The sequence below is a fragment of the Sphingomonas sp. genome (assembly GCF_019746665.1).
Taxonomy (GTDB): Bacteria; Pseudomonadota; Alphaproteobacteria; order Sphingomonadales; family Sphingomonadaceae; genus Sphingomonas.
The window spans coordinates 1-23,483 of sequence record NZ_JAIERS010000011.1 but is presented as its reverse complement, the minus strand read 5'-3'; the positions used below and the strand labels follow the sequence as shown (position 1 = coordinate 23,483).

General features: G+C 67.4%; 21 protein-coding genes and 1 tRNA gene. 11 read left to right on the top strand and 11 right to left on the bottom strand.

Going from position 1 to position 23,483, the window contains the following annotated elements; all coding sequences use genetic code 11:
* Window positions 1–33: 33 nt before the first annotated feature.
* From eno to K2X73_RS08240, 4 genes are all read left to right on the top strand, one after another.
* Window positions 34–1,311 (top strand): phosphopyruvate hydratase, encoded by a 1,278-nt coding sequence (gene eno / locus K2X73_RS08255; RefSeq protein WP_294109865.1) that lies wholly within the window; start codon window positions 34–36, stop codon window positions 1,309–1,311.
* A gap of 409 nt (window positions 1,312–1,720) precedes the next feature.
* The gene (locus K2X73_RS08250) at window positions 1,721–2,032 is read left to right on the top strand and encodes a septum formation initiator family protein (protein WP_294109864.1); all 312 of its coding nucleotides are present in this window, start codon (window positions 1,721–1,723) and stop codon (window positions 2,030–2,032) included.
* 79 nt (window positions 2,033–2,111) lie between these two features.
* Window positions 2,112–3,158 carry a pyruvate dehydrogenase (acetyl-transferring) E1 component subunit alpha gene (pdhA, locus tag K2X73_RS08245; protein WP_294109862.1) on the top strand — a complete coding sequence of 349 codons (1,047 nt, stop codon included), beginning with the start codon at window positions 2,112–2,114 and terminating at the stop codon, window positions 3,156–3,158.
* A 1-nt stretch (window position 3,159) separates the two neighbouring features.
* A complete protein-coding gene (locus K2X73_RS08240) occupies window positions 3,160–4,542 on the top strand; it encodes a pyruvate dehydrogenase complex E1 component subunit beta (RefSeq protein WP_294109860.1) in 1,383 nt (460 codons plus the stop codon).
* A 19-nt stretch (window positions 4,543–4,561) separates the two neighbouring features.
* On the opposite strand, the gene K2X73_RS08235 is transcribed toward K2X73_RS08240, so the two are convergent.
* The 3 genes from K2X73_RS08235 to K2X73_RS08225 are packed head-to-tail and all read right to left on the bottom strand — an operon-like array spanning window position 4,562 to window position 7,844.
* Entirely contained in the window at window positions 4,562–5,239 is a 678-nt protein-coding gene (locus tag K2X73_RS08235) for a TadE/TadG family type IV pilus assembly protein (protein WP_294109858.1), read from the bottom strand.
* Window positions 5,230–5,817, bottom strand: a complete 588-nt coding sequence (locus K2X73_RS08230; protein ID WP_294109854.1) for a TadE/TadG family type IV pilus assembly protein — start codon at window positions 5,815–5,817, stop codon at window positions 5,230–5,232. Before K2X73_RS08230 ends, K2X73_RS08235 begins: the two co-directional genes overlap by 10 nt.
* The gene (locus tag K2X73_RS08225; protein ID WP_294109852.1) at window positions 5,817–7,844 is read right to left on the bottom strand and encodes a TadE/TadG family type IV pilus assembly protein; all 2,028 of its coding nucleotides are present in this window, start codon (window positions 7,842–7,844) and stop codon (window positions 5,817–5,819) included. The genes K2X73_RS08230 and K2X73_RS08225 overlap by 1 nt, the downstream gene beginning before the upstream one ends.
* Before the next feature lie 103 nt (window positions 7,845–7,947).
* Between K2X73_RS08225 and K2X73_RS08220 the strand changes: the two genes are divergently transcribed.
* Window positions 7,948–8,604 (top strand): hypothetical protein, encoded by a 657-nt coding sequence (locus tag K2X73_RS08220; RefSeq protein WP_294109850.1) that lies wholly within the window; start codon window positions 7,948–7,950, stop codon window positions 8,602–8,604.
* A 67-nt stretch (window positions 8,605–8,671) separates the two neighbouring features.
* Entirely contained in the window at window positions 8,672–9,136 is a 465-nt protein-coding gene (locus K2X73_RS08215) for an EF-hand domain-containing protein (protein WP_294109848.1), read from the top strand.
* Window positions 9,137–9,333: 197 nt separating this feature from the next.
* Here K2X73_RS08215 and trmFO read toward each other — a convergent pair whose 3' ends face one another.
* The 3 genes from trmFO to K2X73_RS08200 all read right to left on the bottom strand — a co-directional run bounded on the left by trmFO (window position 9,334) and on the right by K2X73_RS08200 (window position 12,974).
* Window positions 9,334–10,644, bottom strand: a complete 1,311-nt coding sequence (gene trmFO / locus K2X73_RS08210) for a methylenetetrahydrofolate--tRNA-(uracil(54)-C(5))-methyltransferase (FADH(2)-oxidizing) TrmFO (RefSeq protein WP_294109846.1) — start codon at window positions 10,642–10,644, stop codon at window positions 9,334–9,336.
* Window positions 10,645–10,965: 321 nt separating this feature from the next.
* Window positions 10,966–11,304 (bottom strand): hypothetical protein, encoded by a 339-nt coding sequence (locus K2X73_RS08205; RefSeq protein WP_294109845.1) that lies wholly within the window; start codon window positions 11,302–11,304, stop codon window positions 10,966–10,968.
* On the bottom strand, window positions 11,301–12,974 hold the full coding sequence (locus K2X73_RS08200) for a DNA methyltransferase (RefSeq protein ID WP_294109843.1): 1,674 nt from the start codon (window positions 12,972–12,974) through the stop codon (window positions 11,301–11,303). The genes K2X73_RS08205 and K2X73_RS08200 overlap by 4 nt, the downstream gene beginning before the upstream one ends.
* A gap of 297 nt (window positions 12,975–13,271) precedes the next feature.
* Between K2X73_RS08200 and K2X73_RS08195 the strand changes: the two genes are divergently transcribed.
* Window positions 13,272–13,901 carry a lysoplasmalogenase family protein gene (locus tag K2X73_RS08195; protein WP_294109841.1) on the top strand — a complete coding sequence of 210 codons (630 nt, stop codon included), beginning with the start codon at window positions 13,272–13,274 and terminating at the stop codon, window positions 13,899–13,901.
* 57 nt (window positions 13,902–13,958) lie between these two features.
* On the opposite strand, the gene K2X73_RS08190 is transcribed toward K2X73_RS08195, so the two are convergent.
* From K2X73_RS08190 to K2X73_RS08175, 4 genes are all read right to left on the bottom strand, one after another.
* A complete protein-coding gene (locus K2X73_RS08190; protein WP_294109839.1) occupies window positions 13,959–14,294 on the bottom strand; it encodes a DUF952 domain-containing protein in 336 nt (111 codons plus the stop codon).
* Complete coding sequence (gene gyrA / locus K2X73_RS08185; protein ID WP_294109837.1) at window positions 14,291–17,047, bottom strand: DNA gyrase subunit A; 2,757 nt, start codon at window positions 17,045–17,047, stop codon at window positions 14,291–14,293. The genes K2X73_RS08190 and gyrA overlap by 4 nt, the downstream gene beginning before the upstream one ends.
* 243 nt (window positions 17,048–17,290) lie before the next feature.
* Window positions 17,291–17,557 (bottom strand): hypothetical protein, encoded by a 267-nt coding sequence (locus K2X73_RS08180; RefSeq protein ID WP_294109835.1) that lies wholly within the window; start codon window positions 17,555–17,557, stop codon window positions 17,291–17,293.
* Window positions 17,558–17,670: 113 nt separating this feature from the next.
* A complete protein-coding gene (locus tag K2X73_RS08175; RefSeq protein WP_294109833.1) occupies window positions 17,671–18,360 on the bottom strand; it encodes an SDR family NAD(P)-dependent oxidoreductase in 690 nt (229 codons plus the stop codon).
* 140 nt (window positions 18,361–18,500) lie between these two features.
* On the opposite strand from K2X73_RS08175, the gene K2X73_RS08170 reads away from it, so the two are divergent.
* The gene (locus K2X73_RS08170) at window positions 18,501–19,835 is read left to right on the top strand and encodes a hypothetical protein (protein ID WP_294109831.1); all 1,335 of its coding nucleotides are present in this window, start codon (window positions 18,501–18,503) and stop codon (window positions 19,833–19,835) included.
* Between the two features lie 44 nt (window positions 19,836–19,879).
* Here the strand turns inward: K2X73_RS08170 and K2X73_RS08165 are convergent, their stop codons facing one another.
* The gene (locus K2X73_RS08165; RefSeq protein ID WP_294109829.1) at window positions 19,880–20,347 is read right to left on the bottom strand and encodes an Lrp/AsnC family transcriptional regulator; all 468 of its coding nucleotides are present in this window, start codon (window positions 20,345–20,347) and stop codon (window positions 19,880–19,882) included.
* 203 nt (window positions 20,348–20,550) lie between these two features.
* Here K2X73_RS08165 and K2X73_RS08160 point away from each other — a divergent pair, with 203 nt between their 5' ends.
* The 3 genes from K2X73_RS08160 to K2X73_RS08150 all read left to right on the top strand — a co-directional run bounded on the left by K2X73_RS08160 (window position 20,551) and on the right by K2X73_RS08150 (window position 23,481).
* Complete coding sequence (locus K2X73_RS08160; protein WP_294109827.1) at window positions 20,551–22,362, top strand: histidine kinase dimerization/phospho-acceptor domain-containing protein; 1,812 nt, start codon at window positions 20,551–20,553, stop codon at window positions 22,360–22,362.
* A 4-nt stretch (window positions 22,363–22,366) separates the two neighbouring features.
* On the top strand, window positions 22,367–23,365 hold the full coding sequence (locus tag K2X73_RS08155; RefSeq protein ID WP_365980481.1) for a polysaccharide deacetylase family protein: 999 nt from the start codon (window positions 22,367–22,369) through the stop codon (window positions 23,363–23,365).
* 44 nt (window positions 23,366–23,409) lie between these two features.
* Window positions 23,410–23,481, top strand: a tRNA-Ile gene (locus tag K2X73_RS08150).
* Window positions 23,482–23,483 lie beyond the last annotated feature (2 nt).

Here is a 23,483-nt window from a genome sequence, read left to right as displayed (position 1 = left end):
ATAGCGTCGGCATAATTTTAGGGAGAACGTGCCATGACCGCAATCATCGACATCCACGGCCGCCAGATTATTGATAGCCGCGGCAATCCTACCGTCGAAGTCGATGTCTTGCTCGATGATGGCAGCTTCGGCCGCGCCGCCGTCCCCTCGGGCGCGTCGACCGGCGCGCATGAGGCGGTCGAGCGGCGCGACGGCGACCCGGCGCTGTGGCTCGGCAAGGGCGTGCAGGGCGCGGTCGACGCGGTGAACGCCGATATCGCCGAGGCGCTGCTGGGCATGGAGGCCGAGGATCAGGCCGATATCGACGCCGCGCTGATCGAGCTGGACGGCACCCCGAACAAGGGCCGGCTGGGCGCCAACGCGATCCTGGGCGTGAGTCTCGCGGTCGCCAAGGCGGCGGCCGAGGCGCGCGGGATGCCGCTCTATCGCTATGTCGGCGGGGTGAGCGCGCATCTGCTGCCGGTGCCGATGATGAATATCATCAATGGCGGCCAGCACGCGGATAACCCCATAGACTTCCAGGAATTCATGATCGTGCCGGTCGGCGCGGACTCGCTCTACGACGCGGTGCGCTGCGGATCGGAGATTTTCCATACGCTGAAGAAAGCGCTTCACGCCCAGGGGCTCGCCACGGCGGTGGGCGACGAGGGCGGCTTCGCGCCCAACCTGGCTTCCACCACCGACGCGCTCGATTTCATCATGAAGGCGGTCGAGAGCGCCGGCTATACCCCGGGCGACGACGTGATGCTCGCGCTCGATTGCGCGGCGACCGAATTCTTCAAGGACGGCGCCTATCATATCGAGGGCGAGGGCAAGGTGCTCGATCCGGGCGCGATGGCCGAATATCTGGCGGACCTCACGCGCCGCTACCCGATCTTCTCGATCGAGGACGGGATGAGCGAGGATGACTTCGCCGGCTGGAAGGCGCTGACCGATCTGATCGGCGACAAGGTGCAGCTGGTCGGCGACGATCTGTTCGTCACCAATCCCGCCCGGCTGGCGGACGGGATCGAGCGCGGCCTCGCCAATTCGCTGCTGGTGAAGGTCAACCAGATCGGCACCTTGACCGAAACGCTCGCCGCCGTGTCGCTCGCGCAGCGCAGCCGCTACACCGCGGTGATGTCGCACCGCTCGGGCGAGACCGAGGACGCGACCATCGCCGACCTGGCGGTCGCGACCAATTGCGGGCAGATCAAGACCGGCTCGCTCGCCCGTTCGGATCGGCTGGCCAAGTACAACCAGCTGATCCGCATCGAGGAGGAACTCGGCGACATGGCGTGCTATGCGGGGCGCAGCGTGCTGAAGCGCTGAGCGGCGGGGAAACTCGGCTCGCTTGCCCGTCCCCGGCGAAAGCCGGTTTCCAGGCGTGCCGCCGGTCGACCTGGCGTGCTCGTCTGCCGATCGGGGGGATACTGGGCCCCGGCCTTCGCCGGGGAAGGGCACAACCATCGGTTTGGCCGGCCCAAGAGCCGGGAGAGCGTCGTCGCGGCCGTCTTCCCCGGCGAAGGCCGGGGTCCAGTATCGCCTACAGCTGGGTCTTGTCCCCTCACGGCAGCTTGTGCGACGCCGGGCCCCGAACTTCGCCGGGGAAGGCGGAAGGCTTGTCTGATGGTTTGGTGCTGTAGCGCGATCCGCGCACCATCCCATACTACGTAGAATCCGCTTGATTTGGCGGTCCGCTTTGCTTGACCCGCGATTCGCGCTCAGGCAAAAGGCGCGAATGGGGCGCAACAAAAACATCACAGCGATCGTGCGTCGTGCCGGCGCGCCGGCGCTCGCGCTCGGCGTGATCGCGTTCTTCGCGGCCTATGCCTTGATCGGCGCGAACGGCGTGTTCGCTTATGGTGATTACAAGCGCCAGCTCGCCAAGCGGGAGAAGGTGCTGCGGCTGCTGGAGAAGCGGCGCGGCATCCTGCAGAACCGCGTCGCGCTGCTCGATCCGCGCCACGCCAACCCCGACATGGTGGACGAGCAGGTGCGCCGCCAGCTCAATCTGGCACACCCGGACGAGGTGATCGTCCCGCTGCGCTGAACACCGCTTGCGGGAGATTGCGTCGCGCCGCCGCTTGCGCCTATAGCCCAAGTCCTTCCATCCCCAGGAAAGGCTGATCGTGGCCAAAGCACCCGCGCGCCCCGCCAAGAGCGAACCGCTCACTCCCAATCGCGAACGTCCCAACGAACCCCGGCGCTATCAGGCGTCGCGCGATGAACTGCTCGAATTCTACAAGCAGATGCTGTTGATCCGCCGCTTCGAGGAGAAGGCGGGCCAGCTTTACGGGCTGGGGCTGATCGGCGGTTTCTGCCACCTGTATATCGGCCAGGAAGCGGTCGCGGTTGGCCTGCAATCGGCGCTGTCTGACAAGGACAGCGTGATCACCGGCTATCGCGATCATGGCCATATGTTGTTGTGCGGCATCCCGCCCAAGGACGTGATGGCGGAGCTGACCGGCCGGGCCGCCGGCATCTCCAAGGGCAAGGGCGGCTCGATGCACATGTTCAGCGTCGAGCATAAATTCTATGGCGGGCACGGGATCGTCGGCGCGCAGGTGTCGCTCGGCACGGGCCTGGGCTTCGCGCACAAATACGCGAACGACGGCGGCGCCTGCCTTGCCTATTTCGGCGATGGCGCGGCGAACCAGGGCCAGGTCTATGAAAGCTTCAACATGGCCGAGCTGTGGAAGCTGCCGGTGATCTATGTGATCGAGAACAACCAGTACGCGATGGGCACCAGCGTCAATCGCGCTTCGGCCGAGGATCAGCTGTTCCGGCGCGGCGAGAGCTTCCGCATCCCGGGCATCCAGGTCGATGGCATGGACGTGCTCGCCTGTCGCGGCGCGGCGGAGGAAGCGCTCGCCTGGGTGCGTGCCGGCAAGGGGCCGATCATCCTGGAGATGAAGACCTATCGCTACCGGGGCCACTCGATGTCCGACCCCGCCAAATATCGCAGCCGCGAGGAAGTGCAGGCGGTGCGCGACAAGTCCGATCCGATCGAGGCGGCCAAGAAGGAGCTGGAATCGCTCGGCATCGCGGAGGCCGATCTGAAGGCGGTCGAACAGGAAATCCGCCGGGTGGTGAACGAGGCCGCCGACTTCGCCGAAAGCACCCCCGAGCCCGATCCGGCCGAGCTGTACACCGACGTACTGGTGGAGACTTACTGAGATGGCGATCGAACTGAAGATGCCGGCGCTGTCGCCCACGATGGAAGAGGGCACGCTCGCCAAGTGGCTGGTGAAGGAAGGGGACACGGTCAAATCGGGCGACATCCTCGCCGAGATCGAGACCGACAAGGCGACGATGGAGTTCGAGGCGGTCGATGAAGGCACGCTGCAGCAGATCCTCGTCGCCGAGGGCACCGACAATGTGAAGGTCGGCACCGTGATCGCGCTGATCGCGGGCGAAGGCGAGGCGGCGGCGCCCGTCGCTCCCAAGGCGGTCGAGCCGGCGCCGGCCAGCGCCCCCGCCGCCGAGGCGCCCCAGCCGCCGGCGACCGGCACCGCCCAGCTCGTCACCGAACGCAAGCCGGTCGCGGCCGACCCCGAAGTGCCGGCGGGCACCGAGATGGTGAAGCTTACCGTCCGCGAGGCACTCCGCGACGCGATGGCCGAGGAAATGCGCCGCGACGAGCGCGTCTTTGTGATGGGCGAGGAAGTCGCGCAATATCAGGGCGCGTACAAGGTGACGCAGGGCCTGCTCGACGAATTCGGCGACCGTCGGGTGATCGACACGCCGATCACCGAATATGGCTTCGCCGGCGTCGGCACCGGCGCGGCGATGGGGGGCCTCAGGCCCATCATCGAGTTCATGACCTTCAACTTCGCGATGCAGGCGATCGACCACATCGTGAACTCGGCGGCCAAGACCAATTATATGAGCGGCGGGCAGATGCGCTGCCCGATCGTGTTCCGCGGCCCCAACGGCGCCGCGAGCCGGGTGGCGGCGCAGCACAGCCAGAATTACGGGCCATGGTATGCCAGCGTGCCCGGCCTGATCGTGATCGCACCCTATGACGCGGCCGACGCCAAGGGGCTGCTCAAGGCCGCGATCCGCAGCGAAGACCCGGTCGTGTTCCTGGAAAACGAGCTGCTCTACGGCCGCAGCTTCGAAGTGCCCAAGCTCGACGACCATGTGCTGCCGATCGGCAAGGCGCGGATCGTGCGCCCCGGCAAGGACGTAACCATCGTCAGCTATTCGATCGGCGTCGGCGTCGCGCTCGAAGCGGCGGAGAAGCTGGCGGGCGAGGGGATCGATGCAGAGGTGATCGACCTGCGCACGCTGCGTCCGCTCGACAAGCGCACCGTGCTGGCGAGCCTCGCCAAGACCAACCGTATGGTGGTGGTCGAAGAAGGTTGGCCGACCTGCTCGATCGCGAGCGAGATCATGGCGATCGCGATGGAGGAGGGGTTCGACGACTTGGATGCCCCCGTCCAGCGCGTCACCGACGAGGATGTGCCGCTGCCCTATGCCGCCAATCTCGAAAAGCTCGCGCTGATCGACGCCGCGCGGGTGGTGAGCGCGGTGAAGAAGGTGTGCTACCGGGGCTGAGCGCCGGTAGCGGCGAGACTCACGTGGTGTAATTGCTGCAAAGCATCGGCGTCTCGGTGGGGGCGGGATTGGTGATGCCCTTGGCCAGATCGCGGTTGTCGCGCACGATGAACGACGCGATGAACCGGGTATTCGGAGTGCCGAGGAAGAATTCGGTGATCAGCGGCTGATATTCATAGTTGAGCTCGACGAACATGACGGCTGCGCCGGGCGGCGCGGTCACGGTGCTGCCGGTCGGACCCATGCCGGTCAGGCTGGTGCCGGTCGCACCGTCACCCTCGCGGCCGTAGCTTGAGTCCCAATCGGTGCCCGATTTCAGCCCCAGGCAGCGCTGCCAGCGAATCCATTGCCCGCCCTGCGCGTTCACCTCGAGGCTAGACAGGGTGATGCGCCCCCGCTGGGCGATGTTGAGGCTGCTTCCTTGCAGCCGCACGCCCTGGAACACCTCGTTGATGTCGAATTCGCGGAGCTCCTGGACATTCAGCGACGTGGTGACCCCAACGCGCGAGGCATTGTCCGCCAGCGTGAGCGCGATCTGGCTGAGGCGCATCTGCACGAGTGCGTAGTTGGACAGCTCGATCGCATAAAGCCCAAGCGGCAACACCACGGGCAGCGAAAGCGCGAATTCGAGCATCGCGAGGCCCTTCTCGTCGCGGCGCAGCCGACGCAGGCGACGAAGCGCGCGGATCAGGTACATATCGTCACCGGCGTGATGGCGTTTTGCGTGCTGTAGGGCTGGTTCTTCAGCACGGTCGTCGCGGTGGCTTGGATCGAGTTCGAGCCGCCGAAGAAGTACGCGATCGGCAGAATGCTGGGATAGGTTATTGTCATGGTATAGAGCACGGTATCGCTCGCACCGCCCTGGCCGGTTCTGCCCGGATCGGCATCCCATCGGCTGTTGCCATTCACGTCCGAATAGCATTCATCGGAATCGCGGACACCATTGTTGTTGGCATCATTGAACCGCTCAGGCCCAATCTTGGAGTAGTCGCCGAATGACTTGCGCGAACTTTGCCAGGTCGCGCCCGGGGCAATGGCCGTGATACTACCGACGACGGCGGAATCGATGTTGTTCAGCGCCGCCGGTCCGGTTTCGAGCGAGGCCAGGCGGCCGGCCCGCTGCACCGCCCCGGCGAGGATCGATTGCACATAGAGCCGATAGCTGAGATCCATCAGCCCCAAGAGCAGCAGCAGCACGACCGGCGCAACCAGCGCGAATTCGAGGATGGTGGCGCCCCTTACGTCGTGACGTAGCCGGCGCAGCATCGCGCGCATCACTTCGAAACACGCAGCTTGGCGATGTTCGCGGCGATCGACGCGAAGGCGCTGTTGAGCTCGGCCGCGTTGTTGGCCTGGAACGCGTGCGCGTTGTCGCGCGCGCAGCCCTGCAGCAACGGTGTGAGCGTGGTGCCGAAAGCAATCACCCACACCGTGATGTCGCGCGCCTGCGCGGCGCGGCACAGGGCGGTCAGCCGGCTCTCGACGATCCCCGTCGTCTCGCTATTGCCGCTCGGCAGTCGGTTGGCGGGCGTGCGGCGCCGGTCGAGCGCGGCAAGGCCGTAGGCATCGTAATCGGCGAAGTTTGTCTCGGTCGCGCCGTCGGTCATGAAGATGATGTTGCGGACGATCTGGCTGCCGTTGGAGGCCGTCGCGTTCTCGCTCGCAAACAGGCCGGTCGGCGAGAGCAGGCGCAGCCCCCAAAGAAAACCGATATCGTGATAAGTACGCCCGGCGACTGACAGCCCGTTGAGATAGGTCGTCAGCTGGCTTTGCGTCATCGTCGCCAGTTTGCGCGCGGCGCTGGGGCAGGCGGCGTAATCGTTGGGGAAGCTGCTCATCACCACATAATTGCCGTTCCAGCGGACAGTGGCGGTTACGTCCGCAGGCCAGTTGGCGGTCGAGATCGATGGATCGCTGCTGGTGTAGTTGGTGAAGCGGCGAGGATAGACCAATCGCGGGATGAAAGGACGCCACTGCGTAGCGGGGTTGGCGGGGTCGGGAATGCGATCGATATCCAGATCGATCGCGGAGGTGGGGATTGGTGAATAGTTGGTCTCGCGAACGGTCTCGCGCTCCTCGATGCACGCGCCCGCTGACCCGGCTCCCCACTGAATGTTGTTCGTGGCCGCCCAGACCGAGCCATTGCCGCCCTGAAGGAGCGGTCCCGGTGTTAGCGTACCCCCCGCCATCAACCCGTTCGACAACGTGCCCTTGAGCGACGTCAAGTTGAAGGTGACAGGCTTGTAGTTCCACCACCAGGTGTTGCTCGTGGTGGTCGTCTGCTGGCCCGCATTCGGGTTCGGCGTGCGTGTCGAGGTATAGACCTGCCGGTAATTCGTGTATCGGGTCTCGGTGATCGTGCACACCCCGTTGGAGAGTGACGCGCTGAAGTCGCTGCCGTTGTTGATGACCGTGAAGGTATTGGTCTGCGAGCCATCGGGCTGCTGCTGCCAGCCGGTGTTGCTCGATGTCTGCGTGCGCGTGCTGGCGGGCGCGTAGCAGGCTTCGGGTCGACCATTGCTGGTGGAAGTTACCCGACTGCCCGTAAAGGTCGACGGACCGTTGTTCGTGATCCATTGCCCCTGGGTGGAGGTGCTCGTGGATGTGGTGATGTCGGCGGGCTCGCGCGACTGATAGGTCCAGCTATCCACCATCCACTCGCGGCGGAGCAGCAGCCCCACATTCACCGTGTTCGAATAGGGTACGAAACCATAGCGGGTCTGTGCCGACGCGGTCTTGGCCGCTTCCACGGTAGTGAAAAAGCTCGTCACGGCCGCACGGAGCGCGGCAATGCGGGAGACGGTGTCTCCCGGATTGATCTCGCTCATCGATCCCGTGGTATCGAGCACGAACATCACGTCGAGATTGGGAATCTCGAGCTTGGCTTCGCACACGACGTTGATCGGCACGCTGCTAATGCCGAAAATCGACATGATGGTCATCGGCACGACCGCCCCTGCGGTGCCCTCGACCTGGTTTTGCGCGTTCTTGGAAAAGCTCTTGGTGACGTTGGTCGTGCCGAAGATGCCTGCCTTGAAATTGTTGTTGAAGAACCTTTCGGCCTGCGTGTTGGCGTTGGTGTCGTAGGTGGTGCCGACCATGAATTTGCGTCCGGCGAGCGCGCCGGCGTCGCAAGCCTGCTGCAGCCGGACTCGCACGAAATACATGCGGCTCGTGTCGACCGCAGAGCCGGCGAGCGCGAGGATCGGGATCAGCGCGGCCGCCGTTAAGGCTAGCACATTGCCGCGTTCGTCGCGTGCAAGGCGGCTCAACCAAGCCTTGCCGTTCCGCTGCTCACCCATCATGCGCCTTCTCGAGTTAGCTTTGGGAGACCGCCATGCCCCGATCATCATCGCCGTTCCGTAACGCAGCGAGGTTAAAAGTGCCTTTAAGCGGCGTAGCGGCGTGAGCTTGCGGCTGGAGCGGTTGGACGCCGTCGGCCGGCTCGCGCTTGCCTATGCCCCGCGGCAGGCGCGCGCGGGGCTGGCGGCGCTGTTCATGCTCGACGATACGCTGGCGGCCGCCCTGCGGCTCGGGCGCGATCCGGCGGTGCGGCAGCTGCGCCTGACCTGGTGGTACGAAGCGCTCGGTCGGCTCGATACCGCGCCGCCGCCGCCCGAGCCGCTGCTCCAGGCGCTCGCCGCCGAGCTGCTGCCGCGCGGGGTGCGCGGGGCCGAACTTGCCACGCTGACCGACGGGTGGGACGTGCTGCTCAACCCCGATCCACTGAGCGAGGCGGGGCTGCTCGCTTACGCCGAAGGGCGGGGGCGGGTGTTCACGCTCGCCGCGCGCGTGCTGGGGGGCGCGGGGGCGGGGGTGGCGCCGGCGGGCCAAGGCTGGGCGCTCGCCGAGCTGGCCGGGCATGTCAGCCGGGTCGAGGAAGCGCGGGCGGCGGCGGCGCTGGCGGCGCCGTTGCTGGCGGCGGGGCTGCGCGAACCTTGGCCCCGCCCGCTGCGACCGCTGGCGATGATCGCGGCGGGGGCCGAGCAGGCGCTGCGCCGCCCGCACGCTGGGGCGCTCGCGCGGCTGGGGGTGTTGCTCCGCCGCGCCTGGTTGGAGTGAGCGCGCTGGTGCGGCTCGGTGCGCCGCGCTATGCCTTTACACCGCATAGGCACGGGAGGACGGGGCGATGTGGCGCTATCTGATCGGCGCGGTGGCGGCGTTGCTGATGGTCGCGGCGGGCACTTTGTGGTTCACCACCCGCGCCGGCAAGCCCGCGCCGCTGCTGACGCCCGCGACGCCCGCCGCCGCGCAGAGCGAGGAGGCGCCACTCCCCGACGCCGCGCCCGAGGCGCCCGAGCGCACCCGCGAGCAGCGCCGTTTCGGCCGCTATGACAAGGACGAGGACGGCCGCATCACGCGCGCCGAACTGCTTAGCCCCCGTCGCAAGGCGTTCGCCAAGCTCGATACCAATGGCGACGGGGTGCTCAGCTTCGACGAATGGGTGGTGAAGACCGCGAAGAAATTCGACGCCGCCGACGCTAATCGCGACGGCGCGCTGACCGCCGCCGAGTTCGCGACCACCGCGCCCAAGCGGCGCCAGCGCCCGAAATGCGCGTGCCCGCCGGCCGCGAAAGGTGATGAGGAGAGTTGAGGGGGCACGCGGAGACGGATTCATGAATAGCCCTCTCCCCTTCAGAGGAGAGGGTTGGGAGAGGGGGCCAAAAACGTGCCGCCGCACCCGGCAAACCCCTCACCCAAACCCTCTCCCCTGAAGGGGAGAGGGCTATTGGCCGCGCCTCGCGTTGAGGGGAGAGGGCTATTGGCCCGGCCTCGCGTGGCCCAAAACCCCTAAGCCGCCAGCCAGCCGGCCAAAGCCTCCCGCGCCCTTGCGGTGTAAAGCAGCTTGCGATCGGCCTTCTTGCTCTTGACCGTGATCGGCGGGAACAGCCCGAAATTCACGTTCATCGGCTGGTACGTATCGGCCTCGGCATCGCCGGTGATGTGCGCGAGCAGCGCCCCCAGCGCCGTCTCGCGCGGCGGTGGGGCGAGCGCGTGCCCCAGCAGCTCGGCCGCCGCGAAGCGCCCCGCGAGCAGGCCGATCGCCGCGCTTTCCACATAGCCCTCGCACCCCGTGATCTGCCCGGCGAAGCGCAGCCCCGGCCGTGCCTTCAGCCGGAGTGTGCGGTCGAGCAGTTCGGGCGATTTGATGAAGGTGTTGCGGTGCAGCCCGCCGAGCCTTGCAAATTCGGCGCGCTCCAGCCCGGGGATGGTGCGGAAGATGCGCACTTGCTCGGCGTGCTTCAGCTTGGTCTGGAAGCCGACCATGTTCCACAGCGTGCCGCTCGCATTGTCCTGCCGCAGCTGCACCACCGCATAGGGCCACCGCCCGGTGCGCGGATCATCGAGCCCCACGCCCTTCATCGGGCCATAGCGCAACGTGTCGACGCCGCGCTCGGCCATCACCTCGATCGGCATGCAGCCTTCGAAATAGGGGACATTCTCCCACTGCTTGAAGCTGCTCTTCTCGCCCGCCAGTAGGGCTGCGTGGAAGGCGAGATATTGCTCCTTGGTCAGCGGGCAGTTGATGTAATCGGTGCCGTCGCCTTTCCCCCAGCGCGACTGGAACCAGGCGAGATCCAGGTCGATCGTCTCGCGATAGACGATCGGGGCGATCGCATCGAAAAAGGCGAGCGCCTCGGCGCCGGTCTCGCGCGCGATCGCCTCGGCCAGGCCGGGCGCGGTGAGCGGGCCGGTGGCGATGATCGCCGGCCCTTGCGGTAGCGTGTCGACCCGCTCGCGCACGATCTGGATGTTTGGGTGGCGACTCAATGCCTCGGTCACGCCTTGGGCGAAGCCGTCGCGATCGACCGCGAGCGCCGATCCGGCGGGGACGCGGTGGGTATCGCCCTGCGCGAGGATCAGCGAGCCGAGCGCGCGCATTTCGGCATGGAGCAGCCCGACCGCGTTGCGATCGGCATCGTCCGAGCGGAAGCTGTTCGAGCAGACCAGCTCGGCGAGGTCGGCGCCCTGATGCGCGGGCGTGGTATCGCCGCCCCCGCGCATTTCGGAGAGCTTCACCTTCAGCCCCGCCTGGGCAAGCTGCCACGCCGCCTCCGATCCGGCGAGCCCGCCGCCGATGATGTGGATGTCGTGGGTCATGGGCCGCGCTTAGGCGCCGGGCGGTGGTGGAGGCAAGTCGCTCCCGGTCGCGTTGCAACCAGAGCTGGGCTCAGTTACGCGCGGGGCAGCGTTTTATGCTGGGTGTTTCGGACGTGTACCGGGTGGGGGCGCAAGCATCCACTCCCCAGCGCCCAGACCCGGCGCGCTATTTGTGGCGCCGACTGTCCCCAGCGAAGGCCGGGGTGCAGCGGCGCCGGGTCGATAAGCGCCGCACGCACCTCTCCAGCGTGCCGCGCCTAGACCCCGGCCTTGGCCGGGGAAGGCAACAACGGCTTGGCGACGCGCGCCCCTCGACGCGGGTCAGGCAGGGCGCCGGCAGCGATGGTGGACCACCGCCCAGCCAGGCAGCGCCGCGCGTAACGCCTCGGCGATTGCTTCGCCCTCAAGGTCGAACGCTTCGAAGGGGAAAGTGGCGAGGCATTCGGGTACAGGACCGTTGGGATTATGGTCGCGGTCCCAAGCGTAATAGCTTTCGGTCCAGCGCTCGATGCGCGCGATCAGCGCCGGATCGAGTGGCAGCGAGGCGGGGTCGTCCGAAGAACCGTCATGGTGCCAGACGCACCCTGAACCGTGATCGAGCCGGAGCGCGACGAAGGGCCGGCCGTCTGGCCCAATCCACGCCGCGTCGTCGCCCCTCACAACAACCCCATCTGCCTGTCCTCGTCCCCCTTGGCCGCCGCGCTTTTCACGGCGTCCTTGCGCGCCATCGGCAGGTCGAGCCGGCGGGCGGGTTTGTTGGGATAGTCGAACAGCTCGGCGACGGTGATCACCTGCAGCCGGTCATCCTCGCGGTCGAGCAGGGGGTGTTTATATTTGCCGGCGGCGGCGATTTCGTCGCGCATCGGCTTGGTGGGGAGCGCGGTGCAGATCAGGAAGCCGAACTCGGCCTTCTCCCGCAGCCGATCCGAATTGAGCGTCGCCAGATCGCCGCGCGTGCCGGGGCGCGATTTCACCTGGAAGATCGCCTTGCCGTTGGTTTCCTTGTCGATCAGGAAATAGGCGATGCCGTCGATCCCGCCATCGGCGCCCTTCTTCTCGTTGATCCGTGCCTGATTGTTCGAAAAAGTGAGGACGGCCCATTTCTCGAACTCTTTCCGCGTCTTGTCATCGCGGCGGTTGGCGAGCGCCATCGCGCTTTCCAGATCGCGCGGTACGCCATCGAGCTTGATGGCCGCCTCGATCGCGGGCCAGTCATCGGGGTAGCGATCCTGGAGGCGCTTCAGGATCAGCGAGATCGACTGATAGGTGATGTCGATCCCGATCCAGCGGCGGCCCAAGCGCTGCGCGACGGCGACGGTGGTGCCGCAGCCGCAATAGGCATCGAGCACGGTGTCGCCTTCGTTCGAGGAAGCGCGGATGATGCGTTCGAGCAAAGCTTCGGGCTTTTGGGTGGGGTAGCCGAGGCGTTCTTGGGCGCGAGGGTTGATTGGGAAGATGTCATTCCAGACGTCCTGCAAAGGCATTCCCGGCATTTCGTCAAGATAGCGAATGTACTCCGGTGTCCCGTTTTTTGTGTAGCGCAGTCGACCATTATCATGATGTTCCTGCATCTTCTCGATCGGGTAACGCCAAAGCTTAGTTACGCCGCGCCATTCGTAAGTGTAACCACCACCGGAAAGGCCATAAGCCGTTGTATCACTCAGCCGATAACGACGTCCATCGTCCGTCTTACGCCGATAGTGGGAATCAATGTAGGTCTCATCGTACGGCTGAAACTGCTTGTTCCAAGTCGCTGCCAATCCTTTGCTGTAAAATAGCAACGTATCGTGCACGTTACCCATCTCTCCAGCGTCGCTATGAGCCGTCGTTCGCTTCCAGATAATTTCGTTACGGAACAATCCACCCTGCCCACAGAACACCGCATCCAGCACCAGCTTCAGATAATGCGAGGCGGTCGGGTCGCAGTGGAGGTAGAAGCTGCCGGTGGGCTTCAGCACACGGTGGATTTCCACGATCCGAAGCGTCATGTGGACGAGATAGGCGAGCAGGCTGCCGCGCCCGAGCACCTTTTCCAGCCCCCCGATCAGCTCCACCGTCTGCTCGGTCCAGCGGGTTTCGCCGGGGCGCGGGTTCAGCCGCTCGATATCGAGGATATAGTCCAGCCCCTCGGCGGCTTCGTCGCCCCAGTTCCAGGTATCGACGAACGCCTGCGCCTGCGCGCGATCCTCGCTGCCCTGATTATTGTAGATCTGGAAATAGTTGCGCTTCGAATTGAACGGCGGATCGATATAGCAGAGGTCGACGCTCTCGGTGCCGATCTTGCGGCGGAGTACGTCGAGATTGTCACCATAATAGAGTTCGTTCCGCATCCTGGCCCCGCCTCCCGCGCCCTTCATGGCGCCATCGCGCGGAGGCGGCAATAAGCTAGCGCGCCGTTGGTGGAAGCGGGCGCATGGGGCACCACGGCGGGGGCGATGCGCCTTCCCCGGCGACGGGCGGGGTTCAGTCGTACGCCTCCCGAAGATGTTGCGCTGCCCTGGCGTATGGCGAGATACTGGGTTTCGGCCTGCGCCGGGGAAGTACAATCCGGATAGGCAGGGATTTCGCTGGTCGTGGATGGTCGTGCCGATGGCTCGGCTCCGGGGCCGGGCGGTGTTAGGGGGACCATGGCGAGACGGGACGTCATCTTCGTCGCCGCGTTGATCGCGGGCACGAGCTATTTCTGGGGCTTCCATCTGCTGCCGCCGGGCGCGGCGCTCACCGCGTGGAAGGGCGCGGGGGTGGGGTTGCTCGCTTTGTGGGCGGCGCTGAACGGGGCGCGGGGGATCGCGCTGGTGCTTGCTTTGGGGGCGCTGGGGGATGAGCTGATCGAGGCGGTGGGGTTGGGCGCGGGGGCGATCGCGTTCCTCGCCGGGCATCTGGTCGCGATCTGGTTCTACCGGCGGCATCCCCGCGCGGCACTTTCGCCGAGCCAGCGGGCGTTGGTTTGGCTGCTGCCCGGCGCGGTCGCCTTTACCGGCTGGGCGCTCGTGCCGGACTCGACGCTCGCCTGGCAAGTGGCGCTCTACGCGCTCGCGCTCGGCGGCATGGCGGCGAGCGCCTGGGCGAGCGCTTTCCCGCGCTATTGGGTAGGGCTGGGAGCGATGGCGTTCGTCGCGAGCGACCTGCTGCTGTTCGCGCGGCTGGGGCCGCTCGCGGGGTCGGTGGTGCCCGATTGGGGGGTGTGGCCGCTCTATTTTGGCGGGCAGGCGATGATCGCCTGGGGCGCGGTGCGGACGTTGGGGCGAGCGCGGTAACGTTCCCACATCTTCCTCCCCGGCAAAGGCCGGGGAAGACGTAAGGAATTGACGGGGTTATCGGGGCAGCACCACCCCGCCATCCTCGCCGCGCTCGAGTGGCATCGCGGCGCGCACCGCGTCCATCGGCAGCGCGGCATAGACATGCGGGAACAGCGCCCCGCCGCGCGAAGGCTCCCACTTCACCGCCTCGCCGAGCAGATCGAGGTCGATCGCCGCGACCCATAGCCCGGTCTGTCCGGCGAAATGCTTGTCCACCGTCTCGGTCAGCTGTTCGGCGGTCGAGAGGTGGATATAGCCGTCCGCCAGATCGATCGGCGCGCCCGCGAACACGCCCGCCGCGACGAAGCGCGCCCACTCGCCGCCGGTCAGCACCTTATAGGCGGTGCTCACCGGCCATCCTCCGGCCCGGCGGCGGCATCGTCGCCGATGATCGCCCCGTCCTGGGGATCGGTCGCGACCGGCACGTCGGGCACGGCTTCCTCGTCCTCATCGTCGATCAGCGCGGCGGAGACGACATGCTCCTCGGCGCCGACATCGAACAGCCGCACGCCCGCCGAGCCGCGCCCGATCACCCGTAGCGAATCGAGCGGCATCCGGATCATCTTGGCCTGATCGGTCGCGAGCATAAGCTGGTCGTCCTTCGCCGCCGGGAAGCTGGCGACGACCGCGCCGTTGCGGGCAATATTGTCGATATTGACGATGCCCTGACCGCCGCGCCCGGTGCGGCGATACTCATAGGCGCTCGACAGTTTGCCATAGCCATTGGCGCACACCGTCAGGATGAACTGCTCGCGCCGGGCGAGTTCGGTGAAGCGCTCCGCCGGCAGCGCCGGCTCGCCCTCGCGCTCGCCCTTCCACGGAGCGAAGCGGAGATATTCCTCGCGCTCCTCCTGGTTGGTGCCGACGCGGTGGAGGATCGAGAGCGAGATCACCTCGTCATCGCCGCGCAGCGTGATGCCGCGCACGCCGGTGGCGGTACGGCTCTGGAACTCGCGCACCTCGTCGCCGGCGAAGCGGATCGCCTTGCCCTGGCGCGTCGCGAGCAGCACATCGTCATGCGCCTCCAGCAGCGCGACGCCGATCAGCCGGTCCGCCGAGCCATCCTCGAAGCGCATCGCGATCTTGCCGCCGGTCGGGATGTTGGTGAAGGCGTCCATCGAATTGCGCCGCACCGCGCCGAGCGCTGTCGCGAACATCACATGGAGCTTGCCCCACTCCGCCTCGTCCTCGGGAAGCGGCAGGACGGTCGAGATCGTTTCCCCTTCGGCGAGCGGCAGCAGGTTCACCATCGGCCGCCCGCGCGTCGCCGGGCCGCCCTCGGGCAGGCGCCACACCTTCAGCCGGTAGACCTTGCCGTGGGTGGAGAAGAACAGGACGGGGGTGTGGGTGGAGGTGACGAAGAGGTTCGTCACCGCATCCTCTTCCTTGGTCGCCATGCCGGCGCGGCCCTTGCCGCCGCGCTTCTGCGCGCGGAACGCGTCGAGGCTGGTGCGCTTGATATAGCCCTGGAGCGTGACCGTCACGACCATCGCCTCGCGCTCGATCAGATCCTCGTCGTCGATGCCTTCGGCGGCGGCGGCGATCTGGGTGCGGCGCGGGGTGGCGAACTGGTCGCGCACCTCGATCAGCTCGCCGCGCATCACCGCATAGAGCTTCGCGCGATCGGCGAGGATCGCGAGCAGATCGGCGATCGAGGCGGCAAGCTCCTTCAGCTCCTCGCCAATCTCGTCGCGCCCGAGCGCGGTGAGGCGGTGCAGGCGCAGATCGAGGATCGCACGCACCTGCTCGTCGGATAGGCGATAGCTGTCGCCCGCGATCTCGGTCTCGACCGCTTCGACCAGGCGGATATAGGGCAGGATTTCGCCGATCGGCCATTCGCGCGCGAGCAGCGCGGCGCGCGCTTCCGCCGGGCTCGCCGAGCCACGGATGATCCGCACCACTTCGTCGAGATTGGTGACCGCGATCACCAGCCCGAGCAGGATGTGCGCCCGCTCGCGCGCCTTGGCGAGTTCGTACTTCGCCCGGCGGGTAATCACTTCCTCGCGGAACTTCACGAAGGCGTCGATGATGTCGCGCAGGTTGAGCAGTTCGGGCCGCCCGCCGCGGATCGCGAGCATGTTCGCCGGGAAGCTCTGCTGCGCGGGGGTGTGGCGCCAGAGTTGGTTGAGCACCACGTCTGGCGTCGCATCGCGCCGCAGATCGATCACGATGCGCACGCCCTGGCGGTTCGACTCGTCGCGAATGTCTGAGACACCCTCGATCCGCTTGTCCTTCACCGCTTCGGCGATCTTCTCGACGAGCGCGTTCTTGCCCTGCTGATAGGGGATTTCGGTGAGGACGATCGCGCGCTTGTCGCCGCGCCCCTCCTCGATGATGTGGCGCGCGCGCACGATGATCGAGCCGCGCCCGGTCTCATAGGCGGCGCGGGTACCGGCACGCCCGAGGATGATCGCGCCCGTCGGGAAATCGGGACCGGGGACGATTTCGAGCAATTCCTCGGTCGAGGGCGCGGCGGCGCCCGACAGCGCCCGGTCGATCCACAGCAGGCAGGCGTCGATCACCTCGCCCAGATTGTGCGGCGGAATGTTGGTCGCCATGCCGACGGCGATCCCGCCCGCGCCGTTGACCAGCAGATTGGGGAAGCGCGCCGGCAGCACGCTCGGCTCGCGCTCCGAACCGTCATAGTTGGGCTGGAAGTCGACCGTGTCCTTGTCGATGTCGGCGAGCAGCGACCCGGCGACCTTGGCCAGCCGCGCCTCGGTATAGCGCTCGGCCGCCGGCGGATCGGGGTCCATCGAGCCGAAATTGCCCTGGCCGTCGATCAGCGGCAGCCGCATCGACCAATCCTGCGCCAGCCGCGCGAGCGCGTCATAGATCGCCTGGTTGCCGTGCGGATGGTATTTACCCATCGTGTCGCCGGTGATGCGGGCGCACTTGCGATAGGGCTTGTTGTAGAAATAGCCCGATTCCTGGCACGACCACAGGATGCGTCGATGGACCGGCTTCAGCCCGTCGCGCACGTCGGGCAGCGCGCGCGAGACGATGACGCTCATCGCGTAGCTGAGGTAGCTCGATCGCATCTCTTCGACGATCGAGATCGGGGTAATGTCTGAAGGGTCGGCGAGCAGGGTCTCGTCGGTCAAGGTCGCGCGCTCTCGAGTGGCTTTATGACGGGAAGGTGACGACCCCCTAGCCGATGGCGCGCGGACGCGCCACCCCGTTTGGCATTTTAGCGGGCGGTAGCGGCCGGTCACCCCTCCCTGGAAGGAAGGGGCCGGGGGTGGGCCGATCAGGAGGACGGCGGTTCGATTCCCGGCCGTCCCCCGCCATCTCCACCCACCCCAACCCCTCTCTTTCGGGGAGGGGCGTTGCAGCGCGCGGACGCCCTATTTCTTGCAGGCGGTTTTGGTCGCGTTGCCCTTCTTGGAGCAATCATAGGTGATCGTCTTGCCGGTCTTGGTCTTGGTGGTGACCTTGTTGCCGCTGACGGTGGTGGTCTTGGTGGTGGTGGTCGCTGCCTTGGCCGGCGCGGTGGTGCCGGTCGTCGTCGTCTTGGTGGTTTTGGTCTCGGTCTTGGCGGCGGTCATCTGCGCGGCGGCGCCGGTCGTGAGCAGCGCCGCGCCGGCGGCGGCGGCGATAAGCGAACGGATCATTTGCCTGTTCCTCTCCCGCGGTGGCGGGGCACCACCGCTGGGCGGGAGAGGATCATGCCGTGTGCCACCTGTCCAGCCGGCGGGCGATGAAGATTTGGCAATCTGTCGCCCATTTACGGCGCGATTTCCTGCCCATCCCACGCGAACAGCTTGCCGCTGTCGGCCGTTTTCAGCCCGTCGAGAACGTCAAGCAGTTGCACCGCCGCGCGATCGGGCGCGAACAGCTGGCCGGGCTTCACATTCGCCTGGAACGGCTTGGACAATCCGGTGTCGACCGTGCCCGGGTGGAGCGCCACCACGATCCCCTGGGGATTGCGCCGTTTCTCCTCGATCGCGATCGTGCGGATCAGCTGGTTGAGCGCCGCCTTCGCCGCGCGGTAGCTGTGCCAGCCGCCCAGCCTGTTGTCGCTGATGCTCCCCACCCGCGCCGACAGCGCGGCGAAGATCGTGCGGCGATCGCGTGGCAGGATCGGCAGGAAATGCTTGGCCACGAGCGCCGGGCCGATCGCGTTCACCTGGAAATTGCGCGTGAGCCAGGCGGGGTCGAGCTCCTTCAGTGCCCGTTCGGGGCCGCGCTCGCCTTCATGGAGCAGGCCGGTCGTGACGAGCACCGCGTCCGGCGCGCCGCCGCGGGCCGCCTCGGTCGCGGCGGCGGCGATGCTCGCTTCGTCGGTGAGGTCGATCGGCATGGCGCCCATGGCATTTCGGGCGAAGCGAATGACGCCCACGCCTTCGCCGTCCAGCGCCTCGGCGAGCGCGGCGCCGATGCCGCCGCTTGCCCCGATCACGACCACTTTCTCCATCGTCCATGCCGATAGGCTGCCCGCGCGCGCCATTCAATGCGCGTTCATTCCCCAAGGGGCAGGAGGCGCCATCGCTTGAACGCCCCAAAAGCGCAGCCTATGGCAGGCGCATCAGCGAGGGGCTTTTACAGGAGACGGACATGATGCGGATCAAGACCAAGGCCGTGCGCGCGGCGTTGCTGCTCGCCGGGGCAGGGGCGGTGCTGACGCCCGGCATGGCGCTTGCGCAGAAGGACAAGAAGGGCGCGGCCGCCGACGCGGCGCCGAAGGTGCAGCTGAGCGACGGCTTCCGCAAGGCAGCGCTGCCCGCGCAGACCGCGCTGCAGGCCAAGAACTGGGTCGAGGCCGAGCCGCTCGTCGCCGCCGCCGAGGCCGCGGTGAAAACCGACGACGACAAATTCTACGCCCAGCAGTTCCGGCTTCAGCTGGCCGATGGCACGCTGGTGCAGCGCGCCAATGGCGACGCGAACGTCTATGCCCAGGGCGAAGCCACGCTGATCGGGCCGCTCGACGCGCTGATCGCCAATCCGAAGCTGCCGCAGGATACCCGCTCGCGCTTCCTCTTCAAGCGGGGCCAGATCGAATATGGCGCCAAGCGCTACAAGGAGGCGATCGCCTTCTACGATCGCGCGCGCGAGGCGGGCTATAACGACCCCAACCTGGCGCTCAACATCGCTCAGGCGCGCGCCGACGGCGGCGATCTGGTGGGATCGGCCGCGGCGATCCGCACCGCGATCGATGCCGAAAAGGCCGCCGGCCGCAAGCCGCCGCTCGAATGGTATCGCTATGCCCGCGCCAAGGTCGCCCAGGCGAAGCTGAACGCGCAGGTCAACGACTGGTCGCTGCTGATGGTGAAGGACTATCCGACCGCCAAGCATTGGCGCGAAGCGGTGCTGCTCTACGGCTTTAACGGCGCCGCCTCGCCCCAGCTCGACAAGCGCGCCAAGATCGACCTGTGGCGACTGCTGCGCGCGAACAAGGCGCTCGCCGACCAGGGTGATTATGTCGAATATGCCGAGGATCTGGGCGATGTCGGCCTGGGCGCCGAAGCCAAGGCGGTGATCGACGAAGGCCGCGCCGCCGGCAAGATCCCCGCCGCCTCCGGCCCGGCCAACATGGTCTATTCGGAAGCGCAGAAGCAGATCGCGAGCGACGGTCCGCTCGACGCGCTCGCCAAGCGCGCCCAGGCGGCGCCCGCCGGCGGCCCGGCGGCGGCGACGGGTGACCTGGCGCTCGGCACCGGCAACTATGCCCGCGCGATCGAGCTCTACAAGCTCGCGCTCACCAAGGGCGGGGTGAAGGTGGACGAGGTTAACAGCCACCTGGCGATGGCGCAGGCGCTGTCGGGCGACAAGGCCGGCGCGAAGACGACCTTCGCGCTGGTGAAGACCCCGCCGCGTTCGGACATCGCCGCCTATTGGGTCACCTGGCTCGACCAGGCCGGCCCGACCGAGCCCGGTAACGCGGCCGAGTAATCAGGATTGCCCGGCGGCGCGCTCTCCGGCGCGTCGCCCGGCGATCAGGCCGCGGGCACCGGGATGCCGGGCAGCGCCTTGGTGGTGCGGATCGTGAGCGAGGTCTTCACGCTCGCCACGTTGGGCGCGGGCGTCAGGTGCGTGGTCAGGATTTCCTGGAACGCCTTCAGATCGCTCGCCACGATCTTCAGGATGAAGTCGATCTCGCCGTTCAGCATGTGACATTCGCGGATTTCCGGGATCGAGCGGACATGTTCCTCGAACGCGGCGAGATCGGCCTCGGCCTGGCTCTTCAGCGACACCATCGCGAACACCGTGATCGGATAGCCCAGGATCGCCGGATCGAGCGCCGCGTGATAGCCGCGGATCGCGCCCGCTTCCTCCAGCGCGCGCACGCGCCGCAGGCAGGGCGGGGCGGTGAGCCCGACGCGCTCGGCGAGATCGACATTGGTCATGCGGCCATCGTCTTGCAGCAGAGTGAGAATTTGCCGGTCGATCCGGTCGAATACCATAATGAAGCCCTTTCGGCACAAGGCCTGTACTTTTATCGGCGTGAGGATGCCTGCCCCTATAAGATAGTTGCGGCGAAGCGCAATCGTCCCACATTGTGACGTGCCAAAAAGAGCGGTTCCCCTGGCACCTTTCCCCCGGTTAAGAATTCGTTACCAAGGGTCGAAAGCGGGTTCGTCGCGGCCCCGCAACGAGCAAGGAAACAGTGCGCTTCAACGACAGCCTGGAGACGGTTCTCGCCGCCGACACCTCGACCCGGATCGGGGCCGAACTCGCGTGGCGGCAGTTGGTCGATCTGGTCGGGCGGCGGCGCACGGCGGCGGTCGAGCGCGCGATGACGGCGCTCGAGACGTTGCGCCCGCGTGTGTCGGCGGCGGCGCGCGCGGCGGCAGCGCGGGCGATCGCCTTCGCCGATCCACCGGCGCCGCTGGTCCGGCTGATCGCGGGCGAGCCGATCGGCGTCGCCGCGCCCGTGCTGCGTAGTGCGCGATTGAGCGACGCCGAATGGTGCGCGCTGCTGCCCGAAATCGGCGCCGCCGGGCGCGCCGTGCTGCGCCACCGGCGCGACTTGAGCAATATAGTCGCGCAGGCGCTCGCGGCCTATGGCCCGGTGGATTTCGTGCTTGGCGCGAGCCCGGCGGCGCGGCGAGCGGCGGCGGTGCCCCCGGCGACGCGCCGCCCTGAATGGCGCGATCTGCTCGGCACGATCGAGCAAGTGCCGGGCGAGCCCGCGCTTGAGGCCGCGCCGTTGCCGAGCCTGCCCGAGGAACCCTTCGCGACGGAACCCGCGCCCGCCCCGGCGCTTGAGTCGACCATGCTCGGCGACAGCGACTTCGCGAGTTTCGCCAGCATCGCCGCGAGCCTGCCGGCGGTGCAAGCGGCGCTGCGCAACCGCGAGGCGGCGCCCGAGCCTACGCCGAGCGGCCCGTTCCCGATCGCCGAGGTGGTCGCTCGAATCGACGCCTTCCAGCGCCAGCGCGAGGCGAACCCCGCGCCGGCACCACGCCTGCCGCCCGAACATTTCCACTTCGAGACCGACGCGCGCGGCGTGATCCGCTGGGTGGAGGGCGCCGAGCGCACCCCGCTGATCGGCGTTTCGCTCGAATATGGCGCGGGTGCCGCCGCCGCGGTCGATGGCGTGGCGAGCGGGGCGTTTCGCCGCCGCGCGCGGTTCGACGATGCTCGCTTGGTGATCGCCGGCCGTGGCGAGCTGGCGGGCGCTTGGCGCATCTCGGGCGTGCCGGTGTTCGAGCGCGAGAGCGGCCGCTTCACCGGCTATCGCGGCGCCGCCCGCCGCCCGCGTGCCGATGAACGGGCCGAACCCGCCGCGCCCGCGCACGAATCGCTGCGCGCGCTGGTCCATGAACTGCGCACCCCCACCAACGCGATCGCTGGCTTCGCCGAGATGATCGAGGGCGAGATGATCGGCCCGGTGCCCGCGCCCTATCGCGGTTATGCGGCGACGATCGTCGATCAGGCGCGCGCGTTGCTTGGCGCGATCGAGGATCTCGACACCGCCGCGCGGATCGACGCCCACGCGCTCGAACTGCGGCCGGGCGAAGTGGCGATCGCGCCGCTCATCACCCGGCTGCTCGCCGATCTCGCACCGCTCGCGGCGCTGCGCGGCGCCGCCACAACCTTCAAGGCAGAGCCCGAGTTGGCGGCGCGCGCCGATGATCGCGCGCTCGAGCGGCTGCTCGGACGGCTGCTCGCGGTGCTGGTCGCGGCACTTGGCCGAGGGGAAACGCTTCCCATCGCCGCGCGCCGGCAAGAGGGCGAGCTGTTGATCGAGTTCGGCCGCCCAGCCAAGCTCGCGCTCGATGAGGCCGCCCCCGCGGCCGATGCCGAGGCGGAGGTCGCCGCGGGCATGCCGCTACTCGGCACCGGCTTCGCGCTGCGGCTGGCGCGCAACCTGGCGCGCGAGTTGGGCGGGGCGCTTTCGATCGAGCCGCTGCGCTTGACTTTGCAGCTGCCCGCCGCCTTTGCTGCCGATATGGGGCAGGCCTCGATCAACTGACGGCGTGGAGATCGCCGCGCCATATCGCCCGCCGCCGGCGGGGTTGCCGGTGCTATGGCACGCCGATCTTCGCCCACGCTTTGTCGTGTTCGTCGATACCGAGGAAGAGTTCGACTGGCGCGCACCGTTCACGCGCGAGCGCCATGGCACCCAGGCGACGCGCGCCCTGCCTGCGGCGCACCGGCGCTTCGCCGGCTGGGGTGTGCCGATCGCCTATATGGTCGATTATCCCGTGGTGCGCGATCCCCATGCGGTCGAGGCGCTGCATGCGGCGCTTGCCGATGGCGCCTCCACGATCGGCGCGCAGCTCCACGCCTGGGTGACGCCGCCTTTCAACGAGCCGCTTTCCCCGGCGGCGAGCTATGCGGGCAATCTGCCGCTGAATGTGGAAGCGGCGAAGCTCGACAGCTTGACCCAGGCGCTGCACGCCACGTTCGGCCGCCGCCCACGCGCCTATCGGGCCGGACGCTACGGGATCGGCGCCAACACGCTCGGTTTGCTCGCTGAGCGCGGCTATCGGCTCGATAGCTCGGTGCGCGCGCATTATGACTATCGCGGGGATGGCGGGCCCGACTTCCGAGACATGGGAAACGCCGCTTATCGCTGCGGCCCGGGCGACGCGCTGATCGAATTGCCGCTGACGACCGTATTCACCGGTGCCCTGCGGCGGATGGGGGCGCCGCTGTTCCACCGGCTCGGCCGAGTGCCCCATGCGCGCGGCGCCTTCGCGCGCGCCGGGCTGCTCGAACGCGTATCGCTCACGCCCGAGGGGATGCCGCTGCCGGCGGTGCTGGAGGCGGTGCGGGTGGCGCTGGGCGAAGGGCTGCCGGTGCTGAGCTTCGCCTTCCATTCCCCTTCGCTCGCGCCCGGCCATACGCCATATGTGCGCGATGCCGCCGACCTCGCCGCCTTCTGGCGCTGGTGGGAGGGGGTGCTGACGCTGCTCGATGCGCGCGGGGTGAAGCCGATCGGGCTCGAGGCGTTGATCGACGCGGTGGGCTAGGGGCTTGTTTCACCGCGCCGTGCCCCTTAACGGACAGCCCCCAAGGGCCTGTAGCTCAATGGTAGAGCCAGCCGCTCATAACGGCCAGGTTGCGGGTTCGAATCCTGCCGGGCCCACC

Coding starts and splice junctions, on each gene's coding strand:
- eno (WP_294109865.1), top strand. CDS start 34: ATGACCGCAATCATCGACATCCACGGCCGCCAGATTATTGATAGCCGC.
- K2X73_RS08250 (WP_294109864.1), top strand. CDS start 1,721: ATGGGGCGCAACAAAAACATCACAGCGATCGTGCGTCGTGCCGGCGCG.
- K2X73_RS08240 (WP_294109860.1), top strand. CDS start 3,160: ATGGCGATCGAACTGAAGATGCCGGCGCTGTCGCCCACGATGGAAGAG.
- K2X73_RS08235 (WP_294109858.1), bottom strand. CDS start 5,239: ATGTACCTGATCCGCGCGCTTCGTCGCCTGCGTCGGCTGCGCCGCGAC.
- K2X73_RS08230 (WP_294109854.1), bottom strand. CDS start 5,817: ATGCGCGCGATGCTGCGCCGGCTACGTCACGACGTAAGGGGCGCCACC.
- K2X73_RS08225 (WP_294109852.1), bottom strand. CDS start 7,844: ATGGGTGAGCAGCGGAACGGCAAGGCTTGGTTGAGCCGCCTTGCACGC.
- K2X73_RS08215 (WP_294109848.1), top strand. CDS start 8,672: ATGTGGCGCTATCTGATCGGCGCGGTGGCGGCGTTGCTGATGGTCGCG.
- trmFO (WP_294109846.1), bottom strand. CDS start 10,644: ATGACCCACGACATCCACATCATCGGCGGCGGGCTCGCCGGATCGGAG.
- K2X73_RS08200 (WP_294109843.1), bottom strand. CDS start 12,974: ATGCGGAACGAACTCTATTATGGTGACAATCTCGACGTACTCCGCCGC.
- K2X73_RS08195 (WP_294109841.1), top strand. CDS start 13,272: ATGGCGAGACGGGACGTCATCTTCGTCGCCGCGTTGATCGCGGGCACG.
- K2X73_RS08180 (WP_294109835.1), bottom strand. CDS start 17,557: ATGATCCGTTCGCTTATCGCCGCCGCCGCCGGCGCGGCGCTGCTCACG.
- K2X73_RS08175 (WP_294109833.1), bottom strand. CDS start 18,360: ATGGAGAAAGTGGTCGTGATCGGGGCAAGCGGCGGCATCGGCGCCGCG.
- K2X73_RS08170 (WP_294109831.1), top strand. CDS start 18,501: ATGATGCGGATCAAGACCAAGGCCGTGCGCGCGGCGTTGCTGCTCGCC.
- K2X73_RS08165 (WP_294109829.1), bottom strand. CDS start 20,347: ATGGTATTCGACCGGATCGACCGGCAAATTCTCACTCTGCTGCAAGAC.